At 57.7% G+C, this 26584-nt stretch carries 25 protein-coding genes, 1 other RNA gene and 1 pseudogene; 17 read left to right on the forward strand and 10 right to left on the reverse strand.

Annotated elements, in window-relative coordinates; all coding sequences use genetic code 11:
* Positions 1-16: 16 nt before the first annotated feature.
* Positions 17-1717 carry an SgrR family transcriptional regulator gene (locus IB212_RS05140; RefSeq protein WP_041911078.1) on the reverse strand — a complete coding sequence of 567 codons (1701 nt, stop codon included), beginning with the start codon at positions 1715-1717 and terminating at the stop codon, positions 17-19.
* A gap of 101 nt (positions 1718-1818) precedes the next feature.
* Here IB212_RS05140 and cof point away from each other — a divergent pair, with 101 nt between their 5' ends.
* Positions 1819-2637 carry an HMP-PP phosphatase gene (cof, locus tag IB212_RS05145; RefSeq protein ID WP_028012168.1) on the forward strand — a complete coding sequence of 273 codons (819 nt, stop codon included), beginning with the start codon at positions 1819-1821 and terminating at the stop codon, positions 2635-2637.
* Positions 2638-2678: 41 nt separating this feature from the next.
* On the opposite strand, the gene IB212_RS05150 is transcribed toward cof, so the two are convergent.
* The gene (locus IB212_RS05150; protein ID WP_041911077.1) at positions 2679-3725 is read right to left on the reverse strand and encodes a PLP-dependent cysteine synthase family protein; all 1047 of its coding nucleotides are present in this window, start codon (positions 3723-3725) and stop codon (positions 2679-2681) included.
* 115 nt (positions 3726-3840) lie between these two features.
* On the opposite strand from IB212_RS05150, the gene IB212_RS05155 reads away from it, so the two are divergent.
* The 5 genes from IB212_RS05155 (at position 3841) to amtB (ending at position 9758) form a co-directional block, all read left to right on the forward strand.
* A complete protein-coding gene (locus IB212_RS05155; RefSeq protein ID WP_008503307.1) occupies positions 3841-4299 on the forward strand; it encodes an Lrp/AsnC family transcriptional regulator in 459 nt (152 codons plus the stop codon).
* A gap of 30 nt (positions 4300-4329) precedes the next feature.
* Positions 4330-6102: a SmdA family multidrug ABC transporter permease/ATP-binding protein gene (locus IB212_RS05160; protein WP_188245854.1), complete on the forward strand. Its 1773-nt coding sequence runs from the start codon at positions 4330-4332 to the stop codon at positions 6100-6102.
* Complete coding sequence (locus IB212_RS05165) at positions 6095-7876, forward strand: SmdB family multidrug efflux ABC transporter permease/ATP-binding protein (protein ID WP_188245855.1); 1782 nt, start codon at positions 6095-6097, stop codon at positions 7874-7876. Before IB212_RS05160 ends, IB212_RS05165 begins: the two co-directional genes overlap by 8 nt.
* Positions 7877-8097: 221 nt before the next feature.
* Complete coding sequence (glnK, locus tag IB212_RS05170) at positions 8098-8436, forward strand: P-II family nitrogen regulator (RefSeq protein WP_008503304.1); 339 nt, start codon at positions 8098-8100, stop codon at positions 8434-8436.
* A gap of 35 nt (positions 8437-8471) precedes the next feature.
* On the forward strand, positions 8472-9758 hold the full coding sequence (amtB, locus tag IB212_RS05175) for an ammonium transporter AmtB (RefSeq protein WP_014882787.1): 1287 nt from the start codon (positions 8472-8474) through the stop codon (positions 9756-9758).
* A 40-nt stretch (positions 9759-9798) separates the two neighbouring features.
* Here amtB and IB212_RS05180 read toward each other — a convergent pair whose 3' ends face one another.
* Positions 9799-10791, reverse strand: coding sequence for an IS4 family transposase (locus IB212_RS05180; protein ID WP_409033781.1), 993 nt, complete (start codon positions 10789-10791; stop codon positions 9799-9801).
* Positions 10792-10953: 162 nt separating this feature from the next.
* Positions 10954-11814 carry an acyl-CoA thioesterase II gene (gene tesB / locus IB212_RS05185; protein WP_041911073.1) on the reverse strand — a complete coding sequence of 287 codons (861 nt, stop codon included), beginning with the start codon at positions 11812-11814 and terminating at the stop codon, positions 10954-10956.
* 203 nt (positions 11815-12017) lie between these two features.
* Between tesB and IB212_RS05190 the strand changes: the two genes are divergently transcribed.
* Entirely contained in the window at positions 12018-12545 is a 528-nt protein-coding gene (locus tag IB212_RS05190) for a YbaY family lipoprotein (RefSeq protein ID WP_028012173.1), read from the forward strand.
* Between the two features lie 33 nt (positions 12546-12578).
* Here IB212_RS05190 and IB212_RS05195 read toward each other — a convergent pair.
* A pseudogene (locus IB212_RS05195) lies at positions 12579-12975 on the reverse strand (MGMT family protein).
* A gap of 84 nt (positions 12976-13059) precedes the next feature.
* On the opposite strand from IB212_RS05195, the gene ffs reads away from it, so the two are divergent.
* From ffs to IB212_RS05210, 3 genes are all read left to right on the forward strand, one after another.
* Positions 13060-13156, forward strand: an RNA gene (gene ffs / locus IB212_RS05200) — signal recognition particle sRNA small type.
* Between the two features lie 258 nt (positions 13157-13414).
* A complete protein-coding gene (locus IB212_RS05205) occupies positions 13415-13666 on the forward strand; it encodes a hypothetical protein (protein ID WP_041911071.1) in 252 nt (83 codons plus the stop codon).
* A complete protein-coding gene (locus IB212_RS05210; protein WP_028012176.1) occupies positions 13663-13878 on the forward strand; it encodes a hypothetical protein in 216 nt (71 codons plus the stop codon). The genes IB212_RS05205 and IB212_RS05210 overlap by 4 nt, the downstream gene beginning before the upstream one ends.
* 80 nt (positions 13879-13958) lie before the next feature.
* Here IB212_RS05210 and IB212_RS05215 read toward each other — a convergent pair whose 3' ends face one another.
* A complete protein-coding gene (locus tag IB212_RS05215; RefSeq protein ID WP_041911070.1) occupies positions 13959-15380 on the reverse strand; it encodes a PLP-dependent aminotransferase family protein in 1422 nt (473 codons plus the stop codon).
* Positions 15381-15466: 86 nt separating this feature from the next.
* Here IB212_RS05215 and IB212_RS05220 point away from each other — a divergent pair, with 86 nt between their 5' ends.
* From IB212_RS05220 to IB212_RS05230, 3 genes are all read left to right on the forward strand, one after another.
* A complete protein-coding gene (locus IB212_RS05220; RefSeq protein WP_028012178.1) occupies positions 15467-16078 on the forward strand; it encodes a YitT family protein in 612 nt (203 codons plus the stop codon).
* A gap of 76 nt (positions 16079-16154) precedes the next feature.
* A complete protein-coding gene (locus IB212_RS05225) occupies positions 16155-17225 on the forward strand; it encodes a LacI family DNA-binding transcriptional regulator (protein ID WP_041912056.1) in 1071 nt (356 codons plus the stop codon).
* 102 nt (positions 17226-17327) lie between these two features.
* Positions 17328-20420, forward strand: a complete 3093-nt coding sequence (locus IB212_RS05230; RefSeq protein ID WP_188246076.1) for a beta-galactosidase — start codon at positions 17328-17330, stop codon at positions 20418-20420.
* A gap of 33 nt (positions 20421-20453) precedes the next feature.
* Here the strand turns inward: IB212_RS05230 and IB212_RS05235 are convergent, their stop codons facing one another.
* Positions 20454-21278, reverse strand: a complete 825-nt coding sequence (locus tag IB212_RS05235; RefSeq protein WP_150142955.1) for a nickel/cobalt efflux protein RcnA — start codon at positions 21276-21278, stop codon at positions 20454-20456.
* A 133-nt stretch (positions 21279-21411) separates the two neighbouring features.
* Between IB212_RS05235 and IB212_RS05240 the strand changes: the two genes are divergently transcribed.
* Positions 21412-21684: a metal/formaldehyde-sensitive transcriptional repressor gene (locus IB212_RS05240; RefSeq protein ID WP_028012182.1), complete on the forward strand. Its 273-nt coding sequence runs from the start codon at positions 21412-21414 to the stop codon at positions 21682-21684.
* Here the strand turns inward: IB212_RS05240 and IB212_RS05245 are convergent.
* On the reverse strand, positions 21677-23242 hold the full coding sequence (locus IB212_RS05245) for an EAL domain-containing protein (RefSeq protein ID WP_188246077.1): 1566 nt from the start codon (positions 23240-23242) through the stop codon (positions 21677-21679). The genes IB212_RS05240 and IB212_RS05245 overlap by 8 nt on opposite strands.
* A 219-nt stretch (positions 23243-23461) precedes the next feature.
* Between IB212_RS05245 and IB212_RS05250 the strand changes: the two genes are divergently transcribed.
* Both IB212_RS05250 and ykgO read left to right on the forward strand, forming a co-directional pair.
* Complete coding sequence (locus tag IB212_RS05250) at positions 23462-23722, forward strand: type B 50S ribosomal protein L31 (RefSeq protein WP_006176933.1); 261 nt, start codon at positions 23462-23464, stop codon at positions 23720-23722.
* A gap of 2 nt (positions 23723-23724) precedes the next feature.
* Positions 23725-23865 (forward strand): type B 50S ribosomal protein L36, encoded by a 141-nt coding sequence (gene ykgO, locus IB212_RS05255; RefSeq protein ID WP_003859006.1) that lies wholly within the window; start codon positions 23725-23727, stop codon positions 23863-23865.
* Here ykgO and IB212_RS05260 read toward each other — a convergent pair.
* Complete coding sequence (locus IB212_RS05260; protein ID WP_041911065.1) at positions 23862-24572, reverse strand: GNAT family N-acetyltransferase; 711 nt, start codon at positions 24570-24572, stop codon at positions 23862-23864. The two genes, ykgO and IB212_RS05260, sit on opposite strands and share 4 nt — an antisense overlap.
* A 101-nt stretch (positions 24573-24673) precedes the next feature.
* Here IB212_RS05260 and IB212_RS05265 point away from each other — a divergent pair, with 101 nt between their 5' ends.
* Positions 24674-26134, forward strand: a complete 1461-nt coding sequence (locus IB212_RS05265) for a PLP-dependent aminotransferase family protein (protein WP_041911064.1) — start codon at positions 24674-24676, stop codon at positions 26132-26134.
* On the opposite strand, the gene IB212_RS05270 is transcribed toward IB212_RS05265, so the two are convergent.
* Positions 26106-26573: a YlaC family protein gene (locus tag IB212_RS05270; RefSeq protein WP_041911063.1), complete on the reverse strand. Its 468-nt coding sequence runs from the start codon at positions 26571-26573 to the stop codon at positions 26106-26108. The genes IB212_RS05265 and IB212_RS05270 overlap by 29 nt on opposite strands.
* Positions 26574-26584 lie beyond the last annotated feature (11 nt).

A 26584-nucleotide genomic window follows, 5' to 3' on the forward strand; every position in this document is an offset into this window, starting at 1 on the left:
GCGGCGACCAGCTTCTTCACGATTTGGGGGCGGGAAGCCAGGCTTCGGTAAAATCAAACCAGCCGCGGGTGTTGAGGCGTATGCCGTTGACTCCCGGCGGGGCGCTGATTTGATATTGATAGTTAAAAAGCGGCGTCAGCACCGCATTCTCCATCAGGCGGTTGAAAATGGCTTGCAGACCGGCGTGTCGGTCCCGAGCTTCGGCCTGAGACTGCACCGCATCCAGCGTGGCTTGCAGATGGGCGTAGGCCGGTGCGCTTAACACGTGCGGCCACAGGGCATCGCAGCGCAGCCACTGCTCAAGCGTATACGCTGGCGCTTCGCCAATCAGCCTGTCCCCCATCATGATGTCTGCATCGGCAAGCTGCTGGCATCCGTCCCACGTCTTGGCGTCGTGGAAGATGACGGTCAGGTCACAACCCTGTCGCGCCAGGTACGCCTTTAACTGGCTGGCCATGGTGTGAAGCTCAACGGGAAGATGGTAAACCAGCGTCAGCGCCTCAGGCAGGGCAACGTCCGTTAAGTCAGGCCATTCGGGGATTGTCCAGCCGGGAAGCAGTTCCTCGGTGGGCGTAATGAGTCCTTCGTTGAGCGGAAGCGTGTGCAGAAGCCTGGAGAGATGGATGATATTGATAAGCCGCTTCGCCTGGATCTCACTCAGACGCGCGCTCTGTTTCAGCGTGAGGTAACAGAAGCCCAGGCTGGTGCTGCTGCTGACCAGCCTCAGGGTTTCAAGCTCATCGGCCTCGCCAATCGCGATTTGCACCGGGTGACGACAGCTGGTGCCCAGCCTGTAATCAAACAGCTGGGGGGTGATCCAGTATTCGATGGCTTTGAGCAGCGGATGGCTCAGGTGGTATTGCTCATGGCTTTCCAGACGAACCAGGTCGGGCTCAAAGGCGGCCAGCCGGAAGGGGCCGCAGCCAAGTTCAGGATAGTCGGGATGCGCCAGACGGCTGCAGTAGGTTGCCAGCCTGTGCGCCAGCCAATAGTCCGGTTGATGCAGCATAAATGTCAGACACTGTGGATGCGTTGTTTCGAGACGTAAAACGCTCCTGAACAGGGTGCGCAGGGCGGGAAGCGTCAACAGTGCCGTCAGGCTTCGCTGGAGCTGCGCCGTTTCTATTTTATCGCCGTTATGCCAGTGCAGGGTGGAGCGAATGTAGAAATGCCAGCGCAGCCCGTCAGCAGAGACCTCCCAGTGATGCGCGAGATCGCCCGTGGGTTCACTGCTGTTACCGTTAAAACGCGTCAAGCCTGAAAATACCTGTCCCGCCAGATGCTGCTCCGCCCGGCCAGGCAAAAAGCCCGGCTGAAGCGGCTCCAGCGAGCGATAGTAGGGGATGCGCAGCGTCGGCGTGTCGTTTTGCCACTGTCCGCCTAAAAACGGACGCAACAACGATCTCAGTGCTTCAGGAGCAAGCTGGGCCAGCTCCAGCGCGTTATGCTGCTGCCCGCTCTTCAGCGCCTCTTCCATCATCGCATTGCGCAGTGACTCCGGGCTGGCATGGAACGTCAGCTCACCGCGCTTGCCGCGACCAGACCGCGCGTGCCAGCTGAGCCAGCCCGCCTCCTGAGCCTGACGCAGCAGGGTGCGGACATGCCGCTCGCTACAAAAACAGCGGCTGGCAAGCTCACTTATGGTGACCTGCTGTGGAGCGCCAGCGGAAGGTTGCCACAGGCGTTGATACTGGTTAAGACGGTTAAGCTGGCGCATAAGAAACCCGGAACAATAATTTTCATCTATTCACTATTACTTCCGTATATCTCACACGATACTGATGCACAAGTTAATCGCATCACATTTCAGGAGTAATCATGGCCCGCCTCGCTGCATTTGATATGGACGGTACGTTGTTAATGCCGGATCACCGTCTGGGGGAGAAAACGCTGAGTACCCTGAAGCGTCTGCGCGAGCGTGATGTCACCCTGACGTTTGCCACTGGCCGCCACGTGCTGGAGATGCGTCATCTGCTGGGCACGTTTTCCCTGGATGCGTTTTTAATCACGGGTAACGGAACGCGCATTCACACCGTTGAAGGAGAGGTGCTGCACCGCCAGGATCTCAACCCGGAAGTGGCGGATATTGTTCTGCACAGCACGTGGGACACGCAGGCCAGTATCCACGTATTCAACGATCAAGGCTGGTTTACCGGAAGCGAAATCCCCGAATTGTTGCACGCGCATGTTTATAGCGGCTTCAAATACCAGCTTATCGATCTGCGCCGGATCCCTGCCCACGCGGTGACCAAGATTTGCTTCTGTGGCGATCACGACGATCTTTGCCGCTTACGCATTCAATTAAATGAGGCGCTGGGCGACCGGGCGCACCTGACCTTCTCGGCGGTGGATTGTCTTGAAGTCCTGCCGGTGGGCTGTAACAAAGGTTCAGCCCTGGCGGTGCTCAGCGACCACCTGGGCTTAACGCTGCAGGAGTGTATGGCGTTTGGCGACGCCATGAATGACCGTGAAATGCTGGGCAGCGTGGGGCGCGGCCTGATTATGGGGAATGCGATGCCGCAACTGATCGCAGAGCTTCCTCATCTACCGGTTATCGGACACTGCGGCAACGAAGCGGTGTCCCATTTTTTGACGCATTGGCTGGACAACAACAACCTCCCATATTCCCCCGAATAGTGAGACCCTTCCAGCAAGCCAGACTTCGGTCTGGCTTTTTTTTATTCCAGCAGCTGCGCAATCTGCGCTTTCCACGGGGTGATGTCGCCGATGTTGGCCTGTACCCACTCCGCATTGTAGTAGGTCTCAAGGTAGCGCTCGCCGCTGTCGCACAGCAGCGTGACGATGGAGCCGGTACGGCCTTCCTCGCGCATGCGTGCCGCAAGCTGCAGTGCGCCCCACATGTTGGTGCCCGTTGATGCGCCCACCTTGCGGCCGAGCTGCGTCTCCAGCCAGTGCGCGGTGGCGACGCTGGCGGCGTCCGGCACGCGGAGCATTTCGTCGACAACGTCAGGAATGAACGACGGTTCCACGCGCGGGCGGCCAATTCCTTCAATTTTACTGCCCACCGGACTGCGCAGGCCGGCATCGCGGCTTTGCCAGTAGTCGAGGAACACGGAGTTCTGGGGGTCAACCACCATCAACTGGGTATCGTAGCCCTGACAGCGAATGTAGCGTCCGATAGTGGCTGACGTGCCGCCCGTACCGGCGCTCATCACAATGTACGACGGAACCGGATGCGGTTCGTGGGTCATCTGGCGGAAAATACTGTCGGCAATGTTGTTATTGCCGCGCCAGTCCGTTGCGCGCTCGGCAAAGGTGAACTGGTCCATATAGTGGCCGTTTAGCTCGCGGGCGAGCATTTCAGAGGCGGCGTAGATTTCGCAGGCGCTTTCCACAAAATGGCAGCGTCCGCCGTAAAATTCGATCTGCTCGATTTTGCGTTTTGCGGTGCAGGAGGGCATCACGGCGATAAACGGCAGGCCCAGCAGACGAGCGAAATAGGCTTCAGACACCGCCGTTGAACCGGATGAGGATTCAATAATGGTCGTGCCTTCTTTGATCCAGCCGTTGCACAAACCGTATAAAAACAGAGAGCGCGCCAGGCGATGCTTCAGGCTACCGGTAGGATGGGTGCTTTCATCCTTCAGGTAGAGCTGAATACCGTCAAATCCCGGCAGGGGGAGGCGAATCAGGTGGGTATCCGCCGAGCGCTGGTAGTCGGCATTGATTTCGCTGATGGCATGTTTAACCCAGGTGCTATTCATCGTAGTTATCCGTTTGTCATTTTGTGCCCAGCATAGCGAAAAGCACAGAAAAAATTGTTGCTATCTGGCCTTTAAAATAGAATGAAGGGAGAAAAATTTTCTCTATGAGGTGGGTATGCTAGATAAAATTGACCGCAAGCTCCTTTCATTGCTGCAAAGTGACTGTACCCTCTCTTTGCAGGCGCTGGCAGATGCCGTTAATCTGACCACCACACCGTGCTGGAAGCGCCTAAAAAAGCTGGAAGATGACGGCATTCTTCTGGGGCGCGTCGCATTACTCGATCCCGAAAAACTGGGGCTTGGGCTGACGGCATTTGTGCTGATAAAAACCCAACACCACAGCAGCGAGTGGTATTGCCGCTTCGTCACTCAGGTGTCTGAGATGCCCGAGGTGCTCGGCTTCTGGCGTATGGCCGGCGAGTACGATTACCTGATGCGCGTCCAGGTGGCTGACATGAAGCGCTATGATGATTTCTACAAGCGGCTGGTGAACAGCGTCCCGGGCTTGTCGGACGTCACCTCAAGCTTCGCCATGGAACAGATTAAGTACACCACAGCCTTACCCATTGAATAACTTCGTAAAATACCTTCAGGAACAAACCGCGTGCGATTATTTGCCCAATTAAGCTGGTACTTTCGTCGGGAGTGGCAACGCTACCTCGGTGCAGTCGCCCTGCTTATTATCATTGCCATTTTGCAGCTGATCCCGCCGAAGGTGGTGGGCTACGTCGTGGATGGCGTCACTGAACAGCATTACACCACCGCACGGGTGTTGATGTGGGTTGGCACACTGGTGCTGACGGCGGTCATTGTTTATCTCCTGCGCTACGTCTGGCGCGTGCTGCTGTTTGGTGCGTCCTATCAGCTGGCCGTTGAGCTGCGTGAAGATTTTTACCGCCAGCTGAGCCGACAGCATCCCGAATTTTATCTGCGTCATCGCACCGGGGATCTCATTGCCCGCGCGACGAACGACGTCGATCGCGTGGTCTTTGCCGCCGGGGAAGGGGTGCTGACGCTGGTGGATTCGCTGGTGATGGGCTGTGCGGTGCTGATCGTCATGTCCACGCAGATCAGCTGGCAATTAACCCTGCTCGCCCTGCTGCCGATGCCGATCATGGCGCTGGCGATCAATCGCTACGGCGAACAGCTGCACGAGCGCTTCAAGCTGGCGCAGGCGGCGTTTTCTTCTCTGAACGATCGCACCCAGGAGAGCATGACCAGCATCCGCATGATCAAAGCGTTTGGCCTCGAAGATCGGCAGTCCGCGCTGTTTGCGGCCGATGCGGCAGACACGGGGGCGAAAAACATGCGCGTCGCGCGTATTGATGCGCGATTTGATCCAACGATTTATGTCGCAATCGGCATGGCAAACCTGCTGGCGATTGGCGGCGGGAGCTGGATGGTGGTGCAGGGCACATTGACCCTGGGGCAATTGACCAGCTTTGCGATGTATCTGGGGCTGATGATCTGGCCGATGCTGGCGCTGGCCTGGATGTTTAATATCGTAGAGCGCGGCAGCGCCGCCTACAGCCGCATCCGCGCCATGCTGGCCGAAGCGCCGGTGGTCAATGACGGCAGCGAAGCGGTGCCGGAAGGGCGCGGTGTTATGAACGTCGACGTTCGCAAATTTGTCTATCCGCAAACGGAACATCCGGTGCTGGAGAACGTTAGCTTTACGCTGCGGCCGGGCCAGATGCTGGGCATCTGCGGCCCGACGGGGTCCGGAAAAAGTACCGTGCTCTCTCTGCTTCAGCGCCACTTTGACGTCACCGAGGGCGATATCCGTTTCCATGATATCCCCCTGGCGAACCTGCTGCTGGACGAGTGGCGTGGCCGTCTGGCGGTAGTCAGCCAGACGCCGTTTTTATTTTCGGACACCGTGGCGAATAACATTGCGCTTGGTCACCCGTCGGCGACGCAGGAAGAGATCGAACACGTGGCGCGCTTAGCCAGCGTACATGACGATATTTTGCGTCTGCCGCAGGGCTACGAAACGGAAGTCGGGGAACGTGGCGTCATGCTGTCCGGCGGGCAGAAACAGCGAATCTCGATTGCCCGCGCGCTGCTGCTGAATGCTGAAATCCTCATTCTGGATGATGCGCTCTCCGCCGTGGATGGTCGTACCGAGCATCAGATTCTGCATAACCTGCGCCAGTGGGGCGACGGACGCACGGTGATTATCAGCGCCCACCGTTTGTCAGCGCTCACCGAGGCCAGCGAAATTCTGGTCTTACAGCACGGACACATTGCCCAGCGCGGGCAGCATGAAATGCTTGCCGAGCAGCCGGGCTGGTATCGCGATATGTACCGCTATCAACAGCTTGAGGCGGCGCTGGACGATGCGCCGGAACAGGATCAGGAGGCCACCAATGCGTAAGCTCGGAACGATGTGGCCGACGCTCAAACGTCTGCTGGCCTACGGCGCGCCGTGGCGCAAACCGCTCTCCGTGGCCGTGCTTTTACTCTGGATAGCGGCGATTGCTGAGGTGAGCGGGCCGCTGCTCATCAGCTACTTCATCGACAATATGGTCGCCAAAAGCGACCTGCCGCTGGGGCTGGTGGCGGGCTTAGGCGTGGCCTACGTTGGGTTGCAGCTGGCGGCGGCAGGGCTGCACTATGCGCAGTCGCTGCTGTTTAACCGTGCCGCCGTGGGCGTGGTTCAGCAGCTGCGCACGGATGTAATGGACGCGGCGCTTCGCCAGCCGCTCAGCGAGTTTGATATCCAGCCGGTCGGGCAGGTGATTTCGCGCGTGACCAACGATACCGAAGTGATCCGCGACCTGTACGTCACCGTGGTCGCGACGGTGTTACGCAGTGCGGCGCTGATCGGCGCGATGCTGGTGGCGATGTTCAGCCTCGACTGGCGCATGGCGCTGGTGGCGATTACCATCTTCCCGGCGGTGCTGATCGTGATGATCATCTACCAGCGCTACAGCACGCCAATCGTGCGTCGGGTGCGCGCCTATCTGGCCGACATTAACGATGGCTTCAACGAAGTGATTAACGGCATGAGCGTCATCCAGCAGTTCCGCCAGCAGGCGCGCTTTGGCGAGCGGATGGGCGAAGCCAGCCGATCGCACTATATGGCGCGTATGCAGACGCTGCGCCTTGACGGCTTCCTGCTGCGTCCGCTGCTCAGCCTTTTCTCTGCGCTGGTGCTTTGCGGTTTACTGATGCTCTTTGGCCTGAGCTCAAGCGGTACGATTGAAGTGGGCGTGCTGTACGCTTTTATTAGCTATCTGGGGCGCCTTAACGAGCCGCTGATCGAGCTCACGACCCAGCAATCGATGCTGCAGCAGGCGGTCGTCGCCGGCGAGCGCGTGTTTGAGCTGATGGACAGGCCGCGCCAGGCCTACGGTCATGACGAGCGACCTCTGCAAAGCGGCGCCATTGCCTTTGATAACGTCTCGTTTGCCTATCGCGAAGACCGGCTGGTGTTGCAGGACATTACGCTGGATGTCCCGTCGCGCGGTTTCGTGGCGCTGGTGGGACATACGGGAAGCGGCAAGAGCACGCTCGCCAGCCTGTTGATGGGCTACTACCCGGTCACGCAAGGCGAAATCCGCCTCGACGGACGCCCGCTCGCGTCTCTCAGCCACAACGTGTTGCGTAAAGGCGTCGCGATGGTGCAGCAGGATCCGGTCGTCCTGGCCGATACCTTCTACGCCAACGTGACCCTGGGGCGAGACTACTCTCAGGAGCAGGTATGGGAGGTGCTGGAAAAAGTGCAGCTGGCAGACCTTGCGCGCGGGTTTAGCGACGGGATTAATACCCGGCTGGGCGAGCAGGGAAACAACCTCTCCGTTGGGCAAAAGCAGCTTCTCGCGCTGGCGCGGGTGCTGATTGAAACCCCGCAGGTGCTGATTCTGGATGAAGCGACGGCCAGCATTGACTCCGGCACCGAGCAGGCCATCCAGCAGGCGCTGGCCGCGGTACGCGACCATACGACGCTGGTGGTGATTGCCCATCGCCTTTCCACCATTGTCGATGCCGATACCATTCTGGTGCTGCATCGCGGACAAGCCGTGGAGCGCGGGACGCACCGTAAACTGCTGGAAGCCAAAGGGCGCTACTGGCAGATGTATCAGCTTCAACTGGCGGGTGAAGAGCTCGCGGCCAGCGTGCGCGAGGAAGAGTCGTTCAGCGCCTGATGCACCAAAACAAAGCAACGCGCTAACAGTCATTCCTGTTGGTGCAATACTGAAACGCACCGTGCACCGACATGGTGCGTTTTTTTTTCGCCGGTTCGTTAAGGAAGACGGCATAACGCTCGTCGCACCGCTTTTCTCCCTCCATTTCATTTCTGGCACACCCCTTGCAATACCTTCTGCGTGAGCTGAGGCCATTACCGAATTCTGACTGGAGGGGATCTATGAAGCTGGTTACGGTGGTAATCAAACCATTCAAACTGGAAGACGTGCGTGAAGCATTGTCCTCAATGGGTATTCAGGGACTGACTGTCACCGAAGTGAAAGGCTTTGGTCGTCAGAAGGGTCATGCCGAGCTTTATCGCGGGGCGGAATACAGCGTTAACTTTCTGCCAAAAGTAAAAATTGATGTCGCGATTGCTGACGATCAGCTTGATGAAGTGATTGATGTGATTAGCAAAGCGGCCTACACCGGCAAAATTGGCGACGGCAAAATTTTCGTTGCCGAACTGCAGCGCGTCATTCGCATTCGTACCGGCGAATCTGACGAAGCGGCACTGTAAATAACGCCTGGCACACAGTGATAGGGATCGAGAAAATGAAGATAGCAACACTTAAAACGGGTCTGGGTTCGCTGGCACTGCTGCCGGGCCTGGCGCTGGCTGCTCCTGCCGTGGCAGACAAAGCCGATAACGCCTTTATGATGATCAGCACCGCGCTGGTGCTGTTCATGTCTATCCCGGGCATTGCGCTGTTCTACGGCGGCCTGATCCGCGGCAAAAACGTTCTCTCCATGCTGACGCAGGTTGCCGTGACGTTCGCGCTGGTCTGCGTGCTGTGGGTGGTTTACGGTTACTCGCTGGCCTTCGGTACCGGCAACGCCTTCTTTGGTAACTTCGACTGGGTAATGCTGAAAAATATTGAACTGACCGCGCTGATGGGCAGCTTCTACCAGTACATCCACGTCGCGTTCCAGGGCTCGTTCGCCTGCATTACCGTCGGGCTGATTGTGGGCGCGCTGGCGGAGCGCATCCGTTTCTCTGCCGTTCTGATCTTCGTGGTGGTCTGGCTGACCCTCTCCTATGTGCCGATTGCGCACATGGTCTGGGGCGGTGGTCTGCTGGCAACGCACGGCGCGCTGGACTTTGCGGGCGGTACTGTTGTACATATCAACGCCGCGGTAGCGGGTCTGGTGGGCGCATACCTGATTGGCAAACGCGTGGGCTTCGGTAAAGAGGCGTTCAAACCGCATAACCTGCCGATGGTGTTTACCGGTACGGCTATCCTCTACTTTGGCTGGTTCGGCTTCAACGCCGGCTCCGCAAGTGCCGCAAACGAAATCGCCGCGCTGGCCTTCGTGAACACCGTTGTGGCGACGGCGGGTGCAATTCTCTCCTGGGTATTCGGCGAGTGGGCGGTACGCGGTAAACCTTCCCTGCTGGGTGCCTGTTCAGGGGCGATTGCCGGTCTGGTCGGTATCACCCCGGCGTGTGGCTATGTGGGTGTCGGTGGTGCGCTGCTGGTGGGACTGGTCGCGGGTCTGGCAGGTCTGTGGGGCGTCACCGCACTGAAACGCGTGCTGCGCGTGGATGACCCTTGCGATGTGTTCGGCGTCCACGGCGTGTGCGGCATCGTCGGCTGTATCATGACCGGCATCTTCGCCGCGAAATCACTGGGTGGCGTGGGCTACGCAGAAGGTGTCACCATGGTTCATCAGGTGCTGGTGCAGCTGGAAAGTATCGCTATCACCGTGGTGTGGTCTGCCGTTGTCGCCTTCATTGGCTATAAGCTGGCGGATATGACCGTTGGGCTGCGCGTACCGGAAGAGCAGGAGCGCGAAGGTCTGGACGTCAACAGCCACGGCGAGAATGCGTATAACGCCTAATAAAAAGCAAAACGGCAACTTCGGTTGTAATGCCAGTCAGTTAAGCAACTGACTGGCTTTTTTTCGGGGCTGTGGAGTATCTCCAGGGCCTTTCCTTTACCACCCTCGGGAAGGCCCTTTCCCTTCTTGTCGGCAACTTTACCAGTTGCGCCATGCTTTCAAGATCACGCATCAGCTCCGGGATACGCCCTGGTGAAGCGCCCTGCAGCGTCATCAGCATTCTCATGACCATGCCGCATGATTCTGAGAAGCTCAGCTGATTCGGCCAGTATCCTTTCAGATGGCCCGCCATTTTAATCATCTGATATCGCACCAGATTATACGCCAATAACACGCCCCATAACTCCTGCTCCACAAGCTCCGGCTTTTTACTCCTCAGCGTCAGCCTGCTCAGTTGCATCGTTTGTTTTATCTCCCTGTACCCCAGCTCTATTTCCCAGCGATGGCTGTACAGGTCTGCCATTTCTCCTCCGGGATAGCGCATGGCGTCCGTCATCGACGTCAGCAGATGGCTGGTCAGTTCCATCTGGCAGACCATTTTTACCTGCGGGTAGAGTGCCGGGTTTCCGCCATGCGTCTGGCGGGGAAAGGCGCTATCGTTTTCCGGCGTATCCGGTGTGCGCCAGAACACACCATCGATGGCCAGCAGGGTCAGGCCGCACCAGTGCGGATGCGGTGTGGCGTTATGCCAGAGCTGCGCTGTTTGCGTGAACACGCGGCGGACGGCTTCGCTTCCCAGCCGCTGACGGGCCTGGATCACGGCACTGGGGGCAACGAACGGACGGTTGCCGGGTAACATGATATCCAGCCGGTTAACTATCTGATGAAGCGGCTCCTTACGCTCAAGGGCCATACCGATAATGCACCAGACCATCATTTCCAGAGGAAGGCGCCGTTTGCGTAACGTGACGGTGCCGGATTCTTCAAGGCAGCGGGAAATCAGTTCCGGGTCAAGATAGTCGCCCAGAGAAGTCAGAGGGTTACGCAGAGAATCGTAACGTGATACCAGCTCAAGAGCCTGTCCAATGTGCATAAAAAATCCGGAAACGGGTAAACATTTCCGGATTCTTACACAGCCACTGGATCGGTCAACCGATCCTTAACTGATCGGCATTACTACTTCGGTTGCCGTTTTTAATGTTTATTCCCTCTCCCACTGGAGAGGGTCAGGGTGAGGGCATCAGGCCGCACACCATCACCCGCGATTACGCATTACCCCTTCCTGCACCGTAGAAGCGACCAGCACGCCGTCCTGGGTGTAAAACTCTCCACGCACAAAACCGCGAGCGCTCGACGCTGACGTACTCTCCACGCTGTAAAGCAGCCACTCGTTCATATTGAACGGACGGTGGAACCACATGGAGTGATCGATGGTTGCGACCTGCATCCCTTTTTCAAGGAAACCAACGCCGTGCGGCTGTAGCGCAACCGGCAGAAAGTTAAAGTCTGACGCGTAGCCCAGCAGATACTGATGCACGCGGAAATCTTCCGGCACGGTGCCATTGGCGCGGATCCAGACCTGACGCTTCGGCTCGGCGATGTGGCCTTTCATGGGGTTGTGGAACTCAACCGGGCGGATCTCCAGCGGTTTATCGCAGAGAAACTTCTCTTTGACCTGCGGCGGAAGCAGATGCGCCAGCGCGCGGGCGATATCGGTCTCTGATTTGAGTTCGTCCGGCGACGGTGCTGGCGGCATCACTTTCTGATGTTCATACCCCGGTTCCGGTGCCTGGAAAGAGGCGGTCATATAAAAGATAGGCTTACCGTTCTGAACGGCCGCCACGCGGCGTGCGCTGAAGCTGTTACCGTCTCTCAGGACTTCAACGTCATACACGATCGGTTTTGCGCTGTCGCCAGGACGTAAGAAATAGCTGTGGAATGAGTGTACCAGACGGTCTGCAGGGACGGTCTCCTTTGCAGCGTACAGCGCTTGTCCAACGACCTGGCCGCCGAAAACCTGACGTAAGCCGAGGTCTTCGCTCTGCCCGCGATAGAGTCCTTCCTCAATTTTTTCCAGATTCAGTAATGTCAGCAGATTGTTCAGTGCCTGACTCATAATTGTCCTCAATAAACGCCGTAGCGAAAGATAGGCAGAGTATAACGCAGAAATGAAAGTGGTCCGATGGGTAGAATAATCTGAATGTCGGCACGTTTTTAGGCATTAATCGGTGATCTGTGCCACACTTAAAAACGTTATGTGATTGAAACGACATCGGATGGGATCGATCCCGCTGGTGCATTGATGATAAGGAGACTTCAATGAAACTCGTGCCCATGCTAAGTGGTGTAGCTATTGCGGTGGCGTTGTCCGCCTGTGCCGGTAAGAGCGCCCAGGTGCCGGTACCAGCTGCAGATCCGAACGGGATTAATACCCTTTCACAGCAATCCATTCAGCAGCCTAACGTTTCCGGTACAATCTGGATTAAACAGAGAGTCGCTCTGCCGCCGGATGCGGTATTAACGGTCACGCTGTCTGATGCTTCCCTGGCGGACGCGCCGTCGAAGGTGCTGGCTCAGCGCGCGGTCCGTACTGAAGGTAAGCAGGCTCCGTTTAGCTTCGTGTTGCCGTATAACCCGTCAGACGTGCAGCCGAATGCCCGTATTCTGCTGAGCGCAGCGGTAACCATCAACGGCAAGCTGGTCTTTATCACCGATACGGTCCAGGAAGCGATTAACCACGGTGGAACCAAAATCGACCTGAATCTGGTGCCGGTGCAGCAAACCGAAGTCCCGGTTGCTCCACAGACCAATCAGCCGTCCCTGCCAACCCCACCGACCCAGATGTAACTGTTGCTCTTACCCTCTCCTTCGGGGGAGGGTTTAGTACACCCAGCGGTATTTCTGCAAATCTATCTGTCCTGCGCCCGACACCTGCACACCCTCTGAAAGCAATGCTTGACGCTGACGCTGGAGATCCGGCCCGGTCAGCGAGATAGCGCCATGACGGTTTACCACCCGATGCCAGGGCAGCGTACTGCCTTCCGGCAGCCGCTTCAGGACGCCACCGACCTGTCGCGCCGCGCGTGGAGAGCCTGCCAGCCTTGCCACATCACCGTAGGTGGTGACATAGCCTTCCGGAATCGAGGCCACGATTTGCCATACGCGCTGGGGAAAGGAGTCGCTTTCGTCCATACCTTCACCTGTGGGGATGTTTGGACCGTCATGGTAAACGAAGATCGTCCTGATTGCTGCGCCTGTTTGCGCAAGAAACCAGCATCCGGTTCCTGGTCGCTTGCAATTGGCTCTTCGCACAGGGATAATGCGCCAGCGCGTTGGTTATCAACGCTCTCAATGGGGGCTCTGTTGGTTCTCCCGCAACGCTACTCTGTTCACCAGGTCAGGTCCGGAAGGAAGCAGCCAGGGCAGACGACGTGGGTGCCGGGATGTAGCTGGCAGGGCCCCCACCCATTTGTGGCCTCATCCATCTTTCCTGTTTCCATCTCTTTTTAGCCTTTATTCCACAATAATATAATGCCTATACCGTGTAATATATATTTCATCGCTCTGAAATATTACTGTCATAAACCTGTAATAATAGACTGGCATTTTATAATTGGACGTCTATTTTCGTCAAAATTCAAAAAAATATAGATCTGGATAACAGTGATAACTTCGTGTATTAAATAAAGTACTTATTCCGAAGGGAAGTGATAAACATGGCTACTGCAGTTTTAAATGTTAAAATTGACGAAGCGCTAAAAGAAAGACTCCGCCACTATGCGGAAGTAAATAACGAAAATTTAAGCGTGACCACAGAGAAACTGCTGCTGCTGGCGTTTGAAGCAGTAGAAGAGGCGGGAGTATCGGAAGAGGATATTGATAATCAGCATACGGAAGAAGAGAGTGTTTCTCCTTTTACCCCTAAAGAAATCAAGGCCATACGTAAACTTCTGAAGAAGAGAAAATGAAACAACAACTGTCAACTGCCAGTGACTACAACGAGGCCTGCGCTCTGTTGCGTTCAGGCTACGTGAAGCATGTACGTCTTGGCTGGAATGTTGGAAGCGATGAGTTCTTTCGTATTGCGTCTGACTGGTGTGATACCGGTGCAAAAATAAAGAAAGACGGTGATAATTTCGTTATTTCCCTGAAAGGTTTCCCCATTCCTCCTCAGCACTAAATCCTGACCAGTGAAAACTGCTGACTGCATATATTACAGTCAGCAGTTTTTATTTTATGATCCAGTTCAAAATTTTAATATTAAACCAGGCGGCGTTTGACTGCTGGCGTATTTGAATTTAGCGCGAGCCATAACGGTTTAATCCGCAGCAATGCCGCTTCCAGCTCCGCTGGCTCCAGCGAAAAGGGCATACGTAAAAAGCGGTCAAACGACCCCGATAAGCCAAACCGCGTCCCGGTTCCCAGGTTAATCCCGATGATTTCTGCCCGTGCGGCAAGCTGTGTCGCCAGCATGCCAGGAAGTTCGATCCAGTAAGAGAGCCCACCCTCCGCCTCATGAAACGTCCACTCCGGGAAATGTTCTCGCAGCAGGTTACTGCATCGATCGCGCCGTTCCGCCAGCATCTTGCGGCGAGCGGGCAGAAAACGCTCGCTATTGTCGATAAGCCACAGCGTTGCCAGCTGCTCTAGCAGCGGCGAGCCTAAATCCAGCGTATCGCGCGTCTGGGCGAGCGTGGCGATAGTCCGCGAGGAGGCGCGGATCCAGCCGAGACGCAGCCCGCCCCAGAAGCTTTTTCCGGCAGAGCCTAGCGTAATCACGCTGGCCTGCGGGTTAAACGATGCCAGCGGTGGCGGCGGTGGCGAATCAAACCAGAGATCGACCATCGTTTCATCCACGACCAGCGCCGTGCGGGTCTGGGCTGCCATATCAGCGATTGCCTGACGGGTGGCGATATCCATGCATCGACCGGTTGGGTTGTGAAAATCGGGCATCAGGTAGGCCAGGCGCGGCGCGGTCTGGGCAAGCGTAGCCGCAAAGCCATCCGTATCCCAGCCCGTTTCCGGTAACGACACTCCTACTGGCCGACACTGTGCTCCCTGAATAGCGGCAATCGCCAGCGGATAGGTGGGGTGATCGACCACGACGCGATCCCCCGGTCCGGCCATCATCCGCAGCACCAGCGCGAACCCGCTGACGGCACCGTTGACCACCATCACCTCGTCTGCCCGGGTTGGAAGACCTCGCGCGGTATAGCGCGCAGCGATGGCCTCCCGTAGCGCCGGCAGCCCAAGCTGCTCGTAGCCCGTCAGCGAGAGGTGTTGAGTAATAGCCGTAAGTGCATGGGTGTAAGCCTGGTGGATCTCCGGCCCGGCGCTGAGGGCGGCAGTGGAAAGATCCAGGGCGACGCTCGCTGCGGAAAGGGTGGGAACGGCGCGTGCATCCGGGAGGATGACGCGCGACCCGCTGCCGTGGCGGCTTTCAAGATAACCCTCTTCACGCAGGTGGGCGAGGGCGCTGCTGACGGTGGTTCGGCTGACGTTCAGCGCCGTCGCCAGCTCACGCTCACCCGGCAGGCGCGTATGCAGTGCCAGCCGGCCATCAAGGATTAATAAGCGCAGCGCGTCGGCCAGCTGGCGCCAGAGCGGAGTGCGGGATGAAGTTTGCTGCCAGTGCCCTAAAAGGCGTACCAAAGACTGGCTTCTGAAGCGGCGTGATGACATAAGCAGTCCACTATTTAAAAACTGGACATTAATCTTAGTGCCATTTTAGGTCAGGATGAAAGTCGGGTTCACTGGAGAAGATAAAAATGGTACGTCGTCTGCTACAACTTTATGTCGGTTTAGGGCTGTATGGGCTTTCCACCGCGATGTTTATTCGTGCGGATCTGGGGGTCGATCCGTGGGATGTGTTTCACCTTGGCGTGGGAATACAGCTGGGGATGAGCATCGGGACGGTGATCATTTTGACCGGTGCTGCGGTGCTCTTACTGTGGATCCCACTGCGTCAGATGCCCGGTCTTGGCACGATCAGCAACGTGATTTGTATCGGTCTGGCGGCGGACGCCAGCATGGCGCTTATCCCCGAACTGAGTTCGTTATCCGTGCGCATCGCTTTCCTGGTGTCGGGCATCGTGATGAACGCGATCGCCACCAGCATGTACATCGGGGCCGGTTTCGGGCCTGGTCCGCGCGACGGCCTGATGACCGGCATTCACGCCCGGCTGGGGTGGTCCATTCGCAGCGTGCGTACCTCCATCGAAGTGTCCGTCCTGCTGATTGGGTGCGTGCTGGGTGGCTCGTTTGGGGTGGGAACCGTGGCGTATGCTCTGACCATTGGCCCGCTTATTCAGCTCTGTTTGCCCTGGTTCCGCCAGAAGCCGCGCGGTGAGAAAATGACGCAGCCGGAGCGCGTTGTTTAATTTGCGAAGCGCTCACATGTTTTAACGGCGTCGCTGTGCCAGAATAGACGCTTCGAAAATCGCGATGCCAGAACGCATGAAAGCAATCACTCTTTATGATGTCGCCCTCCTTGCGGGGGTTTCTTATCAGACCGTTTCCCGCGTGATTAACAACGCGGAGCACGTCTCTGCCCGCACGCGTGAAAAGGTGCAGCAGGCAATGGCGGAGCTGCATTACGTTCCCAACCTGCGGGCGCAGCAGCTGGCGGGGAAACGCACCCGTACGCTGGGGCTCATCACCACCGATCTGGCGCTGCACGCGCCTTCGCAAATTGTCTCGGCGGTAAAATCCCGGGCTGCAGGGCAGGGGGCGAGCGTCCTGATTTCCATGGTGGAGCAGCCGCAGCAGTGTCAGGCGGCGCTTCAGGCGCTGCTGGGGCAGCGGGTAGACGCGCTGCTGGTCAATGTGCCGCTTGACGATCCGCACGCCGAAGCGCTCAGGTCGCTGGCGATGCCCGTCCCGGTGCTGTTCCTCGACGTGTCACCGTCAGCGCAGGTAAATAGCCTCGTGTTCAACGCCGAGGAGGGGGCACGCCTGGGCGTTGAGCATCTGCTTTCGCTGGGGCATCAGCATATTGCCCTGCTGAGCGGGCCGGAAAGCTCTGTCTCTGCGCGCGCGCGTCTGGCGGGATGGAAAGCGACGCTGGCGCAGGCGGGTCTCGACGCGGCTGCGGTGGCCTACGGCGACTGGAGCGCGGCCAGCGGCTATGAGAAGGGACATGTGCTGCTCTCGGGGGCGGTACTGCCGGATGCCATTCTGGTGGCGAACGATCAGATGGCGCTTGGGGTAATGCGCGCCTGTGCGGAAAAAGGGATAGCTGTTCCTGGCCAGATATCGGTGGTCGGGTTTGACGATACGGCCGACAGCGCCTGGTTTTCTCCGCCGCTGACGACCATTCGTCAGGCGTTTCGCGAGGCTGGCGAGCGCAGCGTGGAGTGGCTTCTGTCCCCCAGCGGGGGGGAGGAATGCTGGCAGGTTCAGCTGCCGGTAACGCTGGTGACCCGCCATTCCAGCGCGCGCCGTACCCCGCAGCAGGCCGAACGCGAGGATCTGGCGCAGCAGCTCAGAAGCCTGGCCCTCCTTGCCGGGCAGCTTGCCCGCAAATAAAACTTTGTGATCGGACTCGCTACCCCGCGATTGCGTGCTTTACCGTCGCCGGGTGCCAGGGCATGTTAACCAAAATTGTGAGCGCTTCGCAAAGAGGTTAATATGCCCAACACTTTATCGCTGACTCTCAGCGCCATTCTGGCCCGACGGGACTGGGAAAACCCGGGTGTCACCCAGTGGAACCGTCTGGAGGCACATGCGCCGTTACACAGCTGGCGTCTTGAACAGCCTGCCCTGGATGATGCTGCATCCGCCAGCAGACGCTCCCTCAATGGGGTGTGGCGATTTAACTACTTTCCTGCACCTGAGCAAATCCCGGAGGCGTGGGTAACCGAAGATTGTGCAGACGCCGTTCCGATGCCCGTGCCGTCGAATTGGCAGATGCAGGGGTTTGACACGCCCATCTACACCAACGTCACCTATCCTATCCCCGTTAATCCGCCTTTTGTGCCGCAGGAAAACCCAACCGGCTGTTACTCGCTCACATTTGATGTGGATGACGCGTGGCTTCAGAGCGGGCAGACCCGCATCATCTTTGACGGCGTGAACTCTGCGTTTCATCTGTGGTGCAACGGGCGGTGGATGGGCTATTCCCAGGACAGCAGGCTGCCTGCCGAATTCGATCTCTCGACGGTTCTGCGGCCCGGTGAGAACCGCCTGGCGGTCATGGTGCTGCGCTGGTGCGACGGCAGCTATCTGGAAGATCAGGACATGTGGCGCATGAGCGGAATTTTCCGCGATGTGACGCTGCTGCATAAACCCGAAACGCAGATTGCCGATTATCGCGTGGTGACGGACCTGAATGCGGAGCTGGACCGCGCGGTGCTTAAGGCAGATGTCGCGCTGGCAGGGGCGGGCTTTGCAGACTGCGAGGTGGTCTTTACCCTGTGGCGCAAGGGTGAAAAATGCGCCAGCGTTTCCCGGCGTCCGGGGTCTGCCGTTGTGGACGAGCGTGGCAGCTGGGACGAACGCTTAACGGTGGCGATCCCCATTGACCGCCCCGCGCTCTGGAGTGCTGAAACGCCGGAACTGTATCGCCTGACGATGGCGCTTCTCGGCCCGCAGGGTGAGGTGCTGGAGGTTGAGGCGTGCGATGTGGGCTTCCGCCGCGTTGACATCAGCAACGGCCTGCTGAAGCTTAACGGTAAGCCGCTGCTGATCCGCGGGGTTAACCGACACGAGCATCACCCGGAAAACGGTCAGGTGATGGACGAGGCGACCATGCGTCGCGACATCGAAATCATGAAGCAGCATAACTTCAACGCCGTTCGTTGCTCGCACTACCCGAACCATCCGCTGTGGTACCGGCTTTGCGATCGCTACGGGCTGTACGTCGTTGACGAAGCCAATATTGAAACCCACGGCATGGTGCCGATGAGCCGCCTCGCTGACGATCCACGCTGGCTGCCCGCCATGAGTGAGCGCGTAACCCGCATGGTGCAGCGCGATCGCAATCATCCCTCAATTATCATCTGGTCGCTGGGTAACGAGTCCGGCCACGGCGCGAATCATGATGCGCTGTACCGCTGGCTGAAAACCACCGATCCCACGCGCCCGGTACAGTACGAAGGCGGCGGGGCGAATACGGCGGCGACCGATATTGTTTGCCCGATGTACGCCCGGGTCGATTGGGATCAGCCTTTCCCGGCGGTGCCTAAATGGTCAATCAAGAAATGGATCGGCATGCCCGACGAAACGCGTCCGCTGATCCTCTGTGAATACGCCCACGCGATGGGAAACAGCTTCGGCGGGTTTGCGAAATACTGGCAGGCGTTTCGCAGCCATCCTCGCCTGCAGGGTGGGTTTGTCTGGGACTGGGTCGATCAGGCGTTGACGAAGAAAGACGAAAAGGGCAACGCGTTCTGGGCCTACGGCGGGGACTTTGGCGATACGCCGAACGATCGGCAGTTCTGCCTCAATGGCCTGGTCTTCCCCGATCGCACGCCGCACCCGGCGCTGTACGAGGCGCAGCGCGCCCAGCAGTTCTTTACCTTTACGCTGGTCAGCACCTCTCCGCTGATGATTGAGGTGCAAAGCGGCTACCTGTTCCGCCCTACCGATAACGAGGTGCTGAGCTGGACGGTTGCCCGGGATGGGAAGGTACTGGCTTCGGGCGAGGTCACGCTGGCGATAGCCCCTGAAGGCGTTCAGCGTCTGGAGATCGCTCTGCCGGAATTGAAAGCCGGGCCGGGTGAAATCTGGCTGAACGTTGAGGTTCGCCAGCCTCGGGCAACGCCGTGGTCACCGGCAGGCCATCGCTGCGCGTGGGAGCAGTGGCCGCTTCCGGCCCCACTCTTTATTGCACCGCCAGCCTCTACGGGCGAGCCGCCGGTTTTAACGCAAAACGATCGCATCCTGGAGGTCACACATCGTCAACAGCGCTGGCAGTTCGATCGCGCATCCGGATACCTGACTCAATGGTGGCGAAATGGCGTTGAAACGCTGCTTTCACCCGTGACGGATAACGTCAGCCGCGCGCCGCTGGACAACGACATTGGGGTGAGCGAAGCGACGCGCATCGATCCAAACGCGTGGGTTGAACGCTGGAAAGCGGCGGGCATGTACGATCTCACCTCGCGCATGCTGCACTGTGAGGCAGAGCAGCATGCGCGTGAGGTGGTGGTTACCACGCTTAATGTCCTGGAGCATCGCGGCAGGGCGCTGTTCCTGAGCCGTAAAATCTGGCGGCTGGACGAGCAGGGGGTTCTGCATGGCGACATTCAGGTCGATATTGCGTCTGATATCCCGAAGCCCGCGCGCATTGGCCTGAGCGTTCATCTCGCTGAAACGCCAGAAAAGGTTGACTGGCTGGGGCTGGGGCCGCATGAAAACTACCCGGACAGAAAGCTGGCGGCGCAGCAGGGGCGCTGGACACTGCCCCTGGCAGACATGCACACGCCGTATATCTTCCCGACGGAAAATGGTTTGCGCTGCGATACCCGCAAACTTGTGCTGGGGGCGCATCAGCTGAATGGCGCGTTCCATTTCTCAGTGGGCCGCTATAGCCAGCAGCAACTGCGTGAGACAACCCATCATCATCTGCTGCGGGAAGAGCCGGGGGGCTGGCTCAACCTCGATGCGTTTCATATGGGGGTGGGCGGCGATGACTCCTGGAGCCCCAGCGTTTCGCCGGAATTTATCCTGCAGACGCGCCAGCTTCGCTATACCTTTAGCTGGCAGCAGACTCTTACCTGACCAGAGAGGCGGCCACCGGGCGTGGCCGCCTGCTTACGCCAGAATGCCGCTCAGGCCATGCAGGCTCATGTAAATCCCTACCACGATAATCAACGCAGCGGAGATCCACGGCGCTTTGCGGGAAAGTTCGCTAAATCCGGGCCAGCGTTTTGTCGCGTGCTTGAGGCTTAAGGCGGCAATCGCGCCGGAAGCGACCAGCGTTAACGCCAGACCGATGCTGAAGCTGAATACCAGCGTCGCGCCGAGCGCAAAATGCTTCAGCTGCAGGCAGATCAGCAGAACGGTGATGGACGCCGGGCAGGGGATAAGCCCGCCGGTCAGGCCAAACATCGCGATCTGTCCTGTCGTCACGTTTTGTCCGTTAAAACGCCGGTTGATATCCTGCGCGTGCGCGCGCTGGTGGGCGTCCTGCCACTCCTCTTCAACCAGCGGGTGTTCGTGGTGATGGTGATGATCATGGTGGTGGTCATGATCATGGTCATGATGGTGGTGGCAATCGTGATGATGATCGTGCGGCCGGCTCTCTTTCCAGGTTCGCCAAGCCATCCACAGGGCGATTGCAACGATCAACACCCCGGAGATCAGCTGGAACCAGGGTTCAGACGTATGTGCGTCCCAGCCGCGGCCAAACCATAGTCCTGCCATGGCAATGATCCAGACTACCGCCGTATGGGAAAGCGTAGCCGCCAGACCGAGCAACACCGCCTGCTTCAGCGTGCCGCGGATAGCCACGATAAAGGCAGCCATCATTGTTTTTGAGTGGCCCGGCTCCAGGCCATGCAGCGCACCGAGCAGGATAGCGCTGGGAACAAACAGCCAGGCATTACCCTGCTGCAGGAGTGAAGCAAAATCGTTCATTGAAATTTCCAGTATGGAAAGCATGCGCAAATAGTACTCCCCCCCAGTAGTTTAATACTACCCCCCAGTAGAAAAATACTCAGGGGGAGTAGAGCGTGATATGCTTCAAAAGCCAAAAATGAGGGAGACAGAGATGTCACATACCGTTCGCGATAAGAAGATGTTATTGACTCGCCTGAAGAAAATTCAGGGGCAGAGCACCGCGCTGGAGAAGATGCTCAACAGCGATCACGAGTGCGCCGAGGTGTTACAGCAGCTGGCGGCGATCCGTGGCGCGGTCAATGGCATGATGATGCAGGTGATTGAAGGGCATCTTACCGATCATGTCGTGAAAGAGCCCGAAGAGGCGCAGCGTGAAGCCGATCTTGGCGTCGTGCTGCAGGTGATCAAATCCTATCTTAAGTAGAGCGCGTGGCGAGGTTGTTCTCTGCCCAAAGGATAAATTCCGTCCTGGGCAGCGCCTTACTGTAGAACCACCCCTGCCCATACTGCACGCCGTGGCGGTGCAGCCAGGTAAGCTGCCCTTCGGTCTCCACGCCTTCCGCCACCATTGCCAGCTGCAGCGACTTCGCCATTTCGATAATGTGCGGCGTTACGTTTTTGTACTCCAGTGCATCCACGAACGATTTGTCAATTTTTAGCGTGTCGACATCGAGATGCTGCAGATAGCTGAGGCTGGAATAGCCCGTGCCAAAATCATCAATGTAGACAGGGTGGCCCGAACGGCGAAACGCGGCGATAGCCGGCGCGCTGATTTTGGGGTCGGCAAAGCCACGCTCGGTTAACTCAAGGGCGATTTGTCGGGGATGAATCTGCCACTTATTCAGGAGTTGACTCAGTAAAGGCGGCAGATTACCGGAGGTCAAATCGGCCGGGGCGAGGTTGATGGAGATATGCTGATCGGGGTGGAGCTGCAGCCAGTGGCCCATATCTTCAAACATTTTTTCCATAATTAACTGCGTCAGCTGCGAGATGAGGCCGGTTTGCTCGGCAAGCGGCACAAATATATCAGGCGAGAGACTGCTTCCGTCTGGCTGGGGCCAGCGCGCAAGCGCTTCCGCACCCACGATTTTTCCACTGCACAGCGCCACGATGGGCTGATAGTGAACCACAAAATCGCGGCTGTTAAGGGCGTCCAGCAGGCGATTGCGCGGCGACTGGATACGTCGCAGGATCCGCAGGACAAACAGTGCCGCCAGCAGGCTTATCAGGACGCCAAACGGCAGCCAGAAAAGCAGCTGTCGGTGCCAGCTTTCAGCCAGGGGGGTGAGCGCCGCCCACGTGACGACAGTAAATCCAAGCTCAGGTACCGGCTTCATCACGTACATGGAGCCCTTGTACTGAACGCTGGAGACGCCTCGATCGTTGATCCGATCGCGGATATGCGGATCAAGCGTGTTACTGCTGGCGAAAATAAGATGCGTTGCGCTTCCCACCAGAGCGGCATCAATGGCAATCGCCCCGAAAGGGATCACATCCACAAGCGAGGCAGGATCGACCAGAACAAGGTAATGGCCCTTCCCGAGCACGGCCATATAGCGGTGAAAGCCAAGATCGTTCTGTGCGGTAAGCCACGCGCTGTAGCCATCTTCGGTGATACGCATGGGGGGAGGATAAGCGGCGGATTTACTGGCCTGCTCAAGCGAAGAGCAGAGGGGTTTAAGGTTGTCGATATAGATCACCTCCTGGATATAGCGCCACGAGAACGCGACCCGACGTATTTCCCTCAAATGCAGGGGACTACAGGGAACGCCCTTAAATCCCTGCAGGTGATTTAACGCTTCTTTAGCCTGATCCACGACCCTGTCGGTGCGCATCAGCACCCGGGAAGCATAGCTATCCAGCGCATCAACAAATTTCTCCTCTGCCTGGCGATGGGCAAGCCAGATGCTGAGGCAAATGGGAACCAGCACGGAAAAGATAAGTACGCCAGTCACCAGACTGACCAGATGTCGGGTTTTCATGCTGTCGTTTCCTTTCTCATATGCCCGAATCCGGACGCTGAGTTTCCTGCCTGAAGAGAAAGATTTTACCGCGAAATGAAATAGTTATAGCACGTGGGGGCAGGGTTTTCATGTTATCTAAAGCAAATTAGAAAATATCCTCAGGAGAGAGAGGGTTGTTTTTTCAACCTTGCCTGGATATTATTTTGTTATGTTATAACAAAACACAAAGGGTTTATGATGAAACCAAACATCCATCCAGCGTATCGCACCGTGGTATTCCACGACACCAGTGCCAATGAATACTTTAAAGTGGGTTCAACCATTAAAACTGACCGTGAAATTGAGCTCGACGGTGAAACGTATCCGTACATCACTATCGAGGTTTCTTCAAAATCGCACCCGTTTTATACCGGTAAGCAAAAAACGTTTTCCACGGATGGCAGCGCAGCGCGCTTCCGCAAGCGTTTTGGCGGTTTTCTTAATGCGAAGCGGGGCTAACCATGCAGGTGCTTAACTCATTGCGCAGCGCAAAACAGCGTCACCCGGATTGCCAGATAGTCAAACGCAAGGGACGCTTATACGTGATTTGCAAATCCAATCCGCGCTTTAAGGCGGTGCAGGGACGTAAAAAAAGACGCTAGACGCGCGTTTCTCGCCAGCTTTCCAGGGATCTTTTCTGTTTGCCATCGGCAGTAAAATTGTCGGTGGCAAGCCAGCCTTCAAAGGCGCTCGCCAGCGCCGGCCACTCTTTGTCGAGAATCGAAAACCAGTCGGTATCCCGGTTACGGCCTTTTATGACCAGCGCCTGGCGAAAACGGCCTTCAAACTGAAAGCCCAGACGCAGTGCCGCTTTGCGTGATGGTTCGTTCAGGCTGTTGCATTTCCATTCATATCGCCGGTAGCCCAGGGTATCGAACGCGTACCGCATCAGCAGATATTGCGCTTCTGTTGACATGGGCGTGCGGCTTAACAGCACGGAGAAGTGAACGTGTCCCACTTCCACAACGCCGTTTTTAGGATCGATCCGCATCAGGGCCAGCGTCCCGACCGGAGCCTGGGTCTGATTATCTATAACGGTAAAGTGTATCGGGTCAGATAACTCACACACGCTTGCCACCCATTTGGCAAACTCAGCGGCCGTGGCATCGGGTTCACGCAGTAGCCACGTCCAGCTCCGGGTGTCTCCGGCCAGAGCATAGGCGGAGAACAGCGCCCCGGCATGCTCCACGCGCAGCGGTTCAAGCCGACAATAATGCCCCTGCAGTACCACCCGGGACGGATGAGGGCGAGGCTGCCAGTCGGTAAGGGCTTCGCCCACAGGTTGTCCAAACTCATTGAATGTCTTCATCTTTATTTCCGTGACGTTGAGAAGAGTTCCAGATTAGAAAATTACTGGTTCCTTAAAAAGAACCACTCCGCTATGTTTTGGTGGTACCACAAGGAGATGAGATGAACATACCGGGCGATGAACTTTATACCTTGCTCCATGCTGCGCTTAAAACGCGTGGGGAAGAGACGCTCCAGCGCGCGCTCTATCTCGCTTTGCGGGAGGCCATACTGGGCGGAAGGCTTCGGTCCGGCAGCCAGCTGTCCGGCTCGCGAACGCTGGCGCAGCAGCTTTCCGTTTCACGGAACACCGTCAATGCGGCGCTGGACCAGCTCACGCTCGAAGGCTATTTACTGCGTAACCGTCAGGGGACGCGGGTGGCGCAATTCGCCCATCGTGCCAGCCCGCGGGTTCTGACCGATCCTGAGGTCAGGCTGGCAAAACGTGTCGTCCAGCTGCCTGCGCCTGTGCCGCGCGACACCCCGGTGATGGCCTTTACGCCGGGAACGCCCGCCATCAACTATTTCCCCTTGCCGCTGTGGCGGAGATTGTACGATCGCGTCCTGCGGGAGGAGGGGAGCGCTCTGCTGGGCTATGGCGACCCGGCCGGTGAGCCGTCGCTGCGGGCAGCCATCGCCCGTCACCTTGCGCTTTCTCGCGGCATTGACTGCGACGCCAGCCAGATTGTGATAACCGAAGGGGCGCTGGAGGGCGTCAATCTGTGCACGATGCTGTTAAGCGAGCCGGGGGATGTCGCCTGGGTGGAAAATCCCGGCTACAGCGGGGCCAAAAGCGCCTTCGTCAAAACCGGCCTTGCGATGACCGGCATACCGGTGGATGACGAGGGAATGTGCTGGGAAGGGCTGCATGCGCCTTCACCTGCGCTCGTTTTCACTTCGCCGTCGCATCAGTTTCCTTACGGGAGCGTGCTCAGCGCGCGGCGGCGTCTGGCGCTGCTGGAACTGGCCCGACAGCACAAGGCGTGGATCATTGAGGACGATTATGACAGCGAGTTCCGCTATGTCGGCGAGCCCGTACCGGCGATGCTGGGCATGGTTAACAACGCGCCCGTTGTGTATCTGGGGACGTTCAGTAAAACGCTGTTTCCGTCGCTCCGAATGGGGTTCATGGTGTTACCGCCCGCGCTGGCGAAAGCGGCGCGTCCGGCCATCGGCTCGCTGCTGCGCGGCGGGCATCGCGCAGAACAGCGCACCCTGGCGCTGTTTATCGAGGAGGGGCACTATGCCCGTCATCTTGCCGCCATGCGTCGCCTGTATCGTAAGCGTTACCGCCAGCTGCGGGAGGTGCTGAGCGCAGAGCTTTATACTCCGCACCGTGTTCTTGCCGGTGAAGGGGGAATGCACCTGACATTGGCGATTGACGGTATCGACGACCAGCGGCTGGTGGAGAAAGCGAGGGCATTTCAGCTGGCACCCGCTGCGCTGAGCGGCTATTACCTGGAGACGAAGCAGGGGCAAACCGGCCTGGTTTTAGGTTACGGCAACACCTCTGCTTCGCAGTTTGCGCCGGGTATCCGACGCCTGCAGGCGTTAATTACGCAGCAGCAGGGCGGGAAAGGGTAAAAACATCATAAAAAGAGAGCTGGCCTTTCGTTGCGATCATTTTCTGCAGCTTCTCTTTGTGCACGGTTTCGACAGCCGGAGAGTGCAGGATGCTGTCGATAAGCTCATTTGGCACAAAACGCGTGTTGTACCATTCGCCGTTGTAGCAGACCCGGAAATCGAGGACGTCGATATCTTCGTAACGGTAGCGGGGATTCACGTCGAAAAAGAAAAAGGCGTTAAACACGACAAACAGCACCACCAGCAGCCAGACGGAGTCCACCAGCGTTTCGGACTTCAGCATGACAATCAGCGTTGCCAGCCAGGCGGCATACATGGCAACAAACAGCCCGGGATGTTTGCGGATAAAGCTAATGCTAAAGCGCGGGCGATTGTCTCGCTTTTCGCGGTGGTTAAGATCGTCGATGGTGGCGGTAAGCAGGCGCTGTATCTCGGTCATTTTTGGCCTTT

Origin of the sequence: Enterobacter sp. E12 (assembly GCF_014596715.2) — a bacterium.
Taxonomy (GTDB): Bacteria; Pseudomonadota; Gammaproteobacteria; order Enterobacterales; family Enterobacteriaceae; genus Enterobacter; species Enterobacter bugandensis.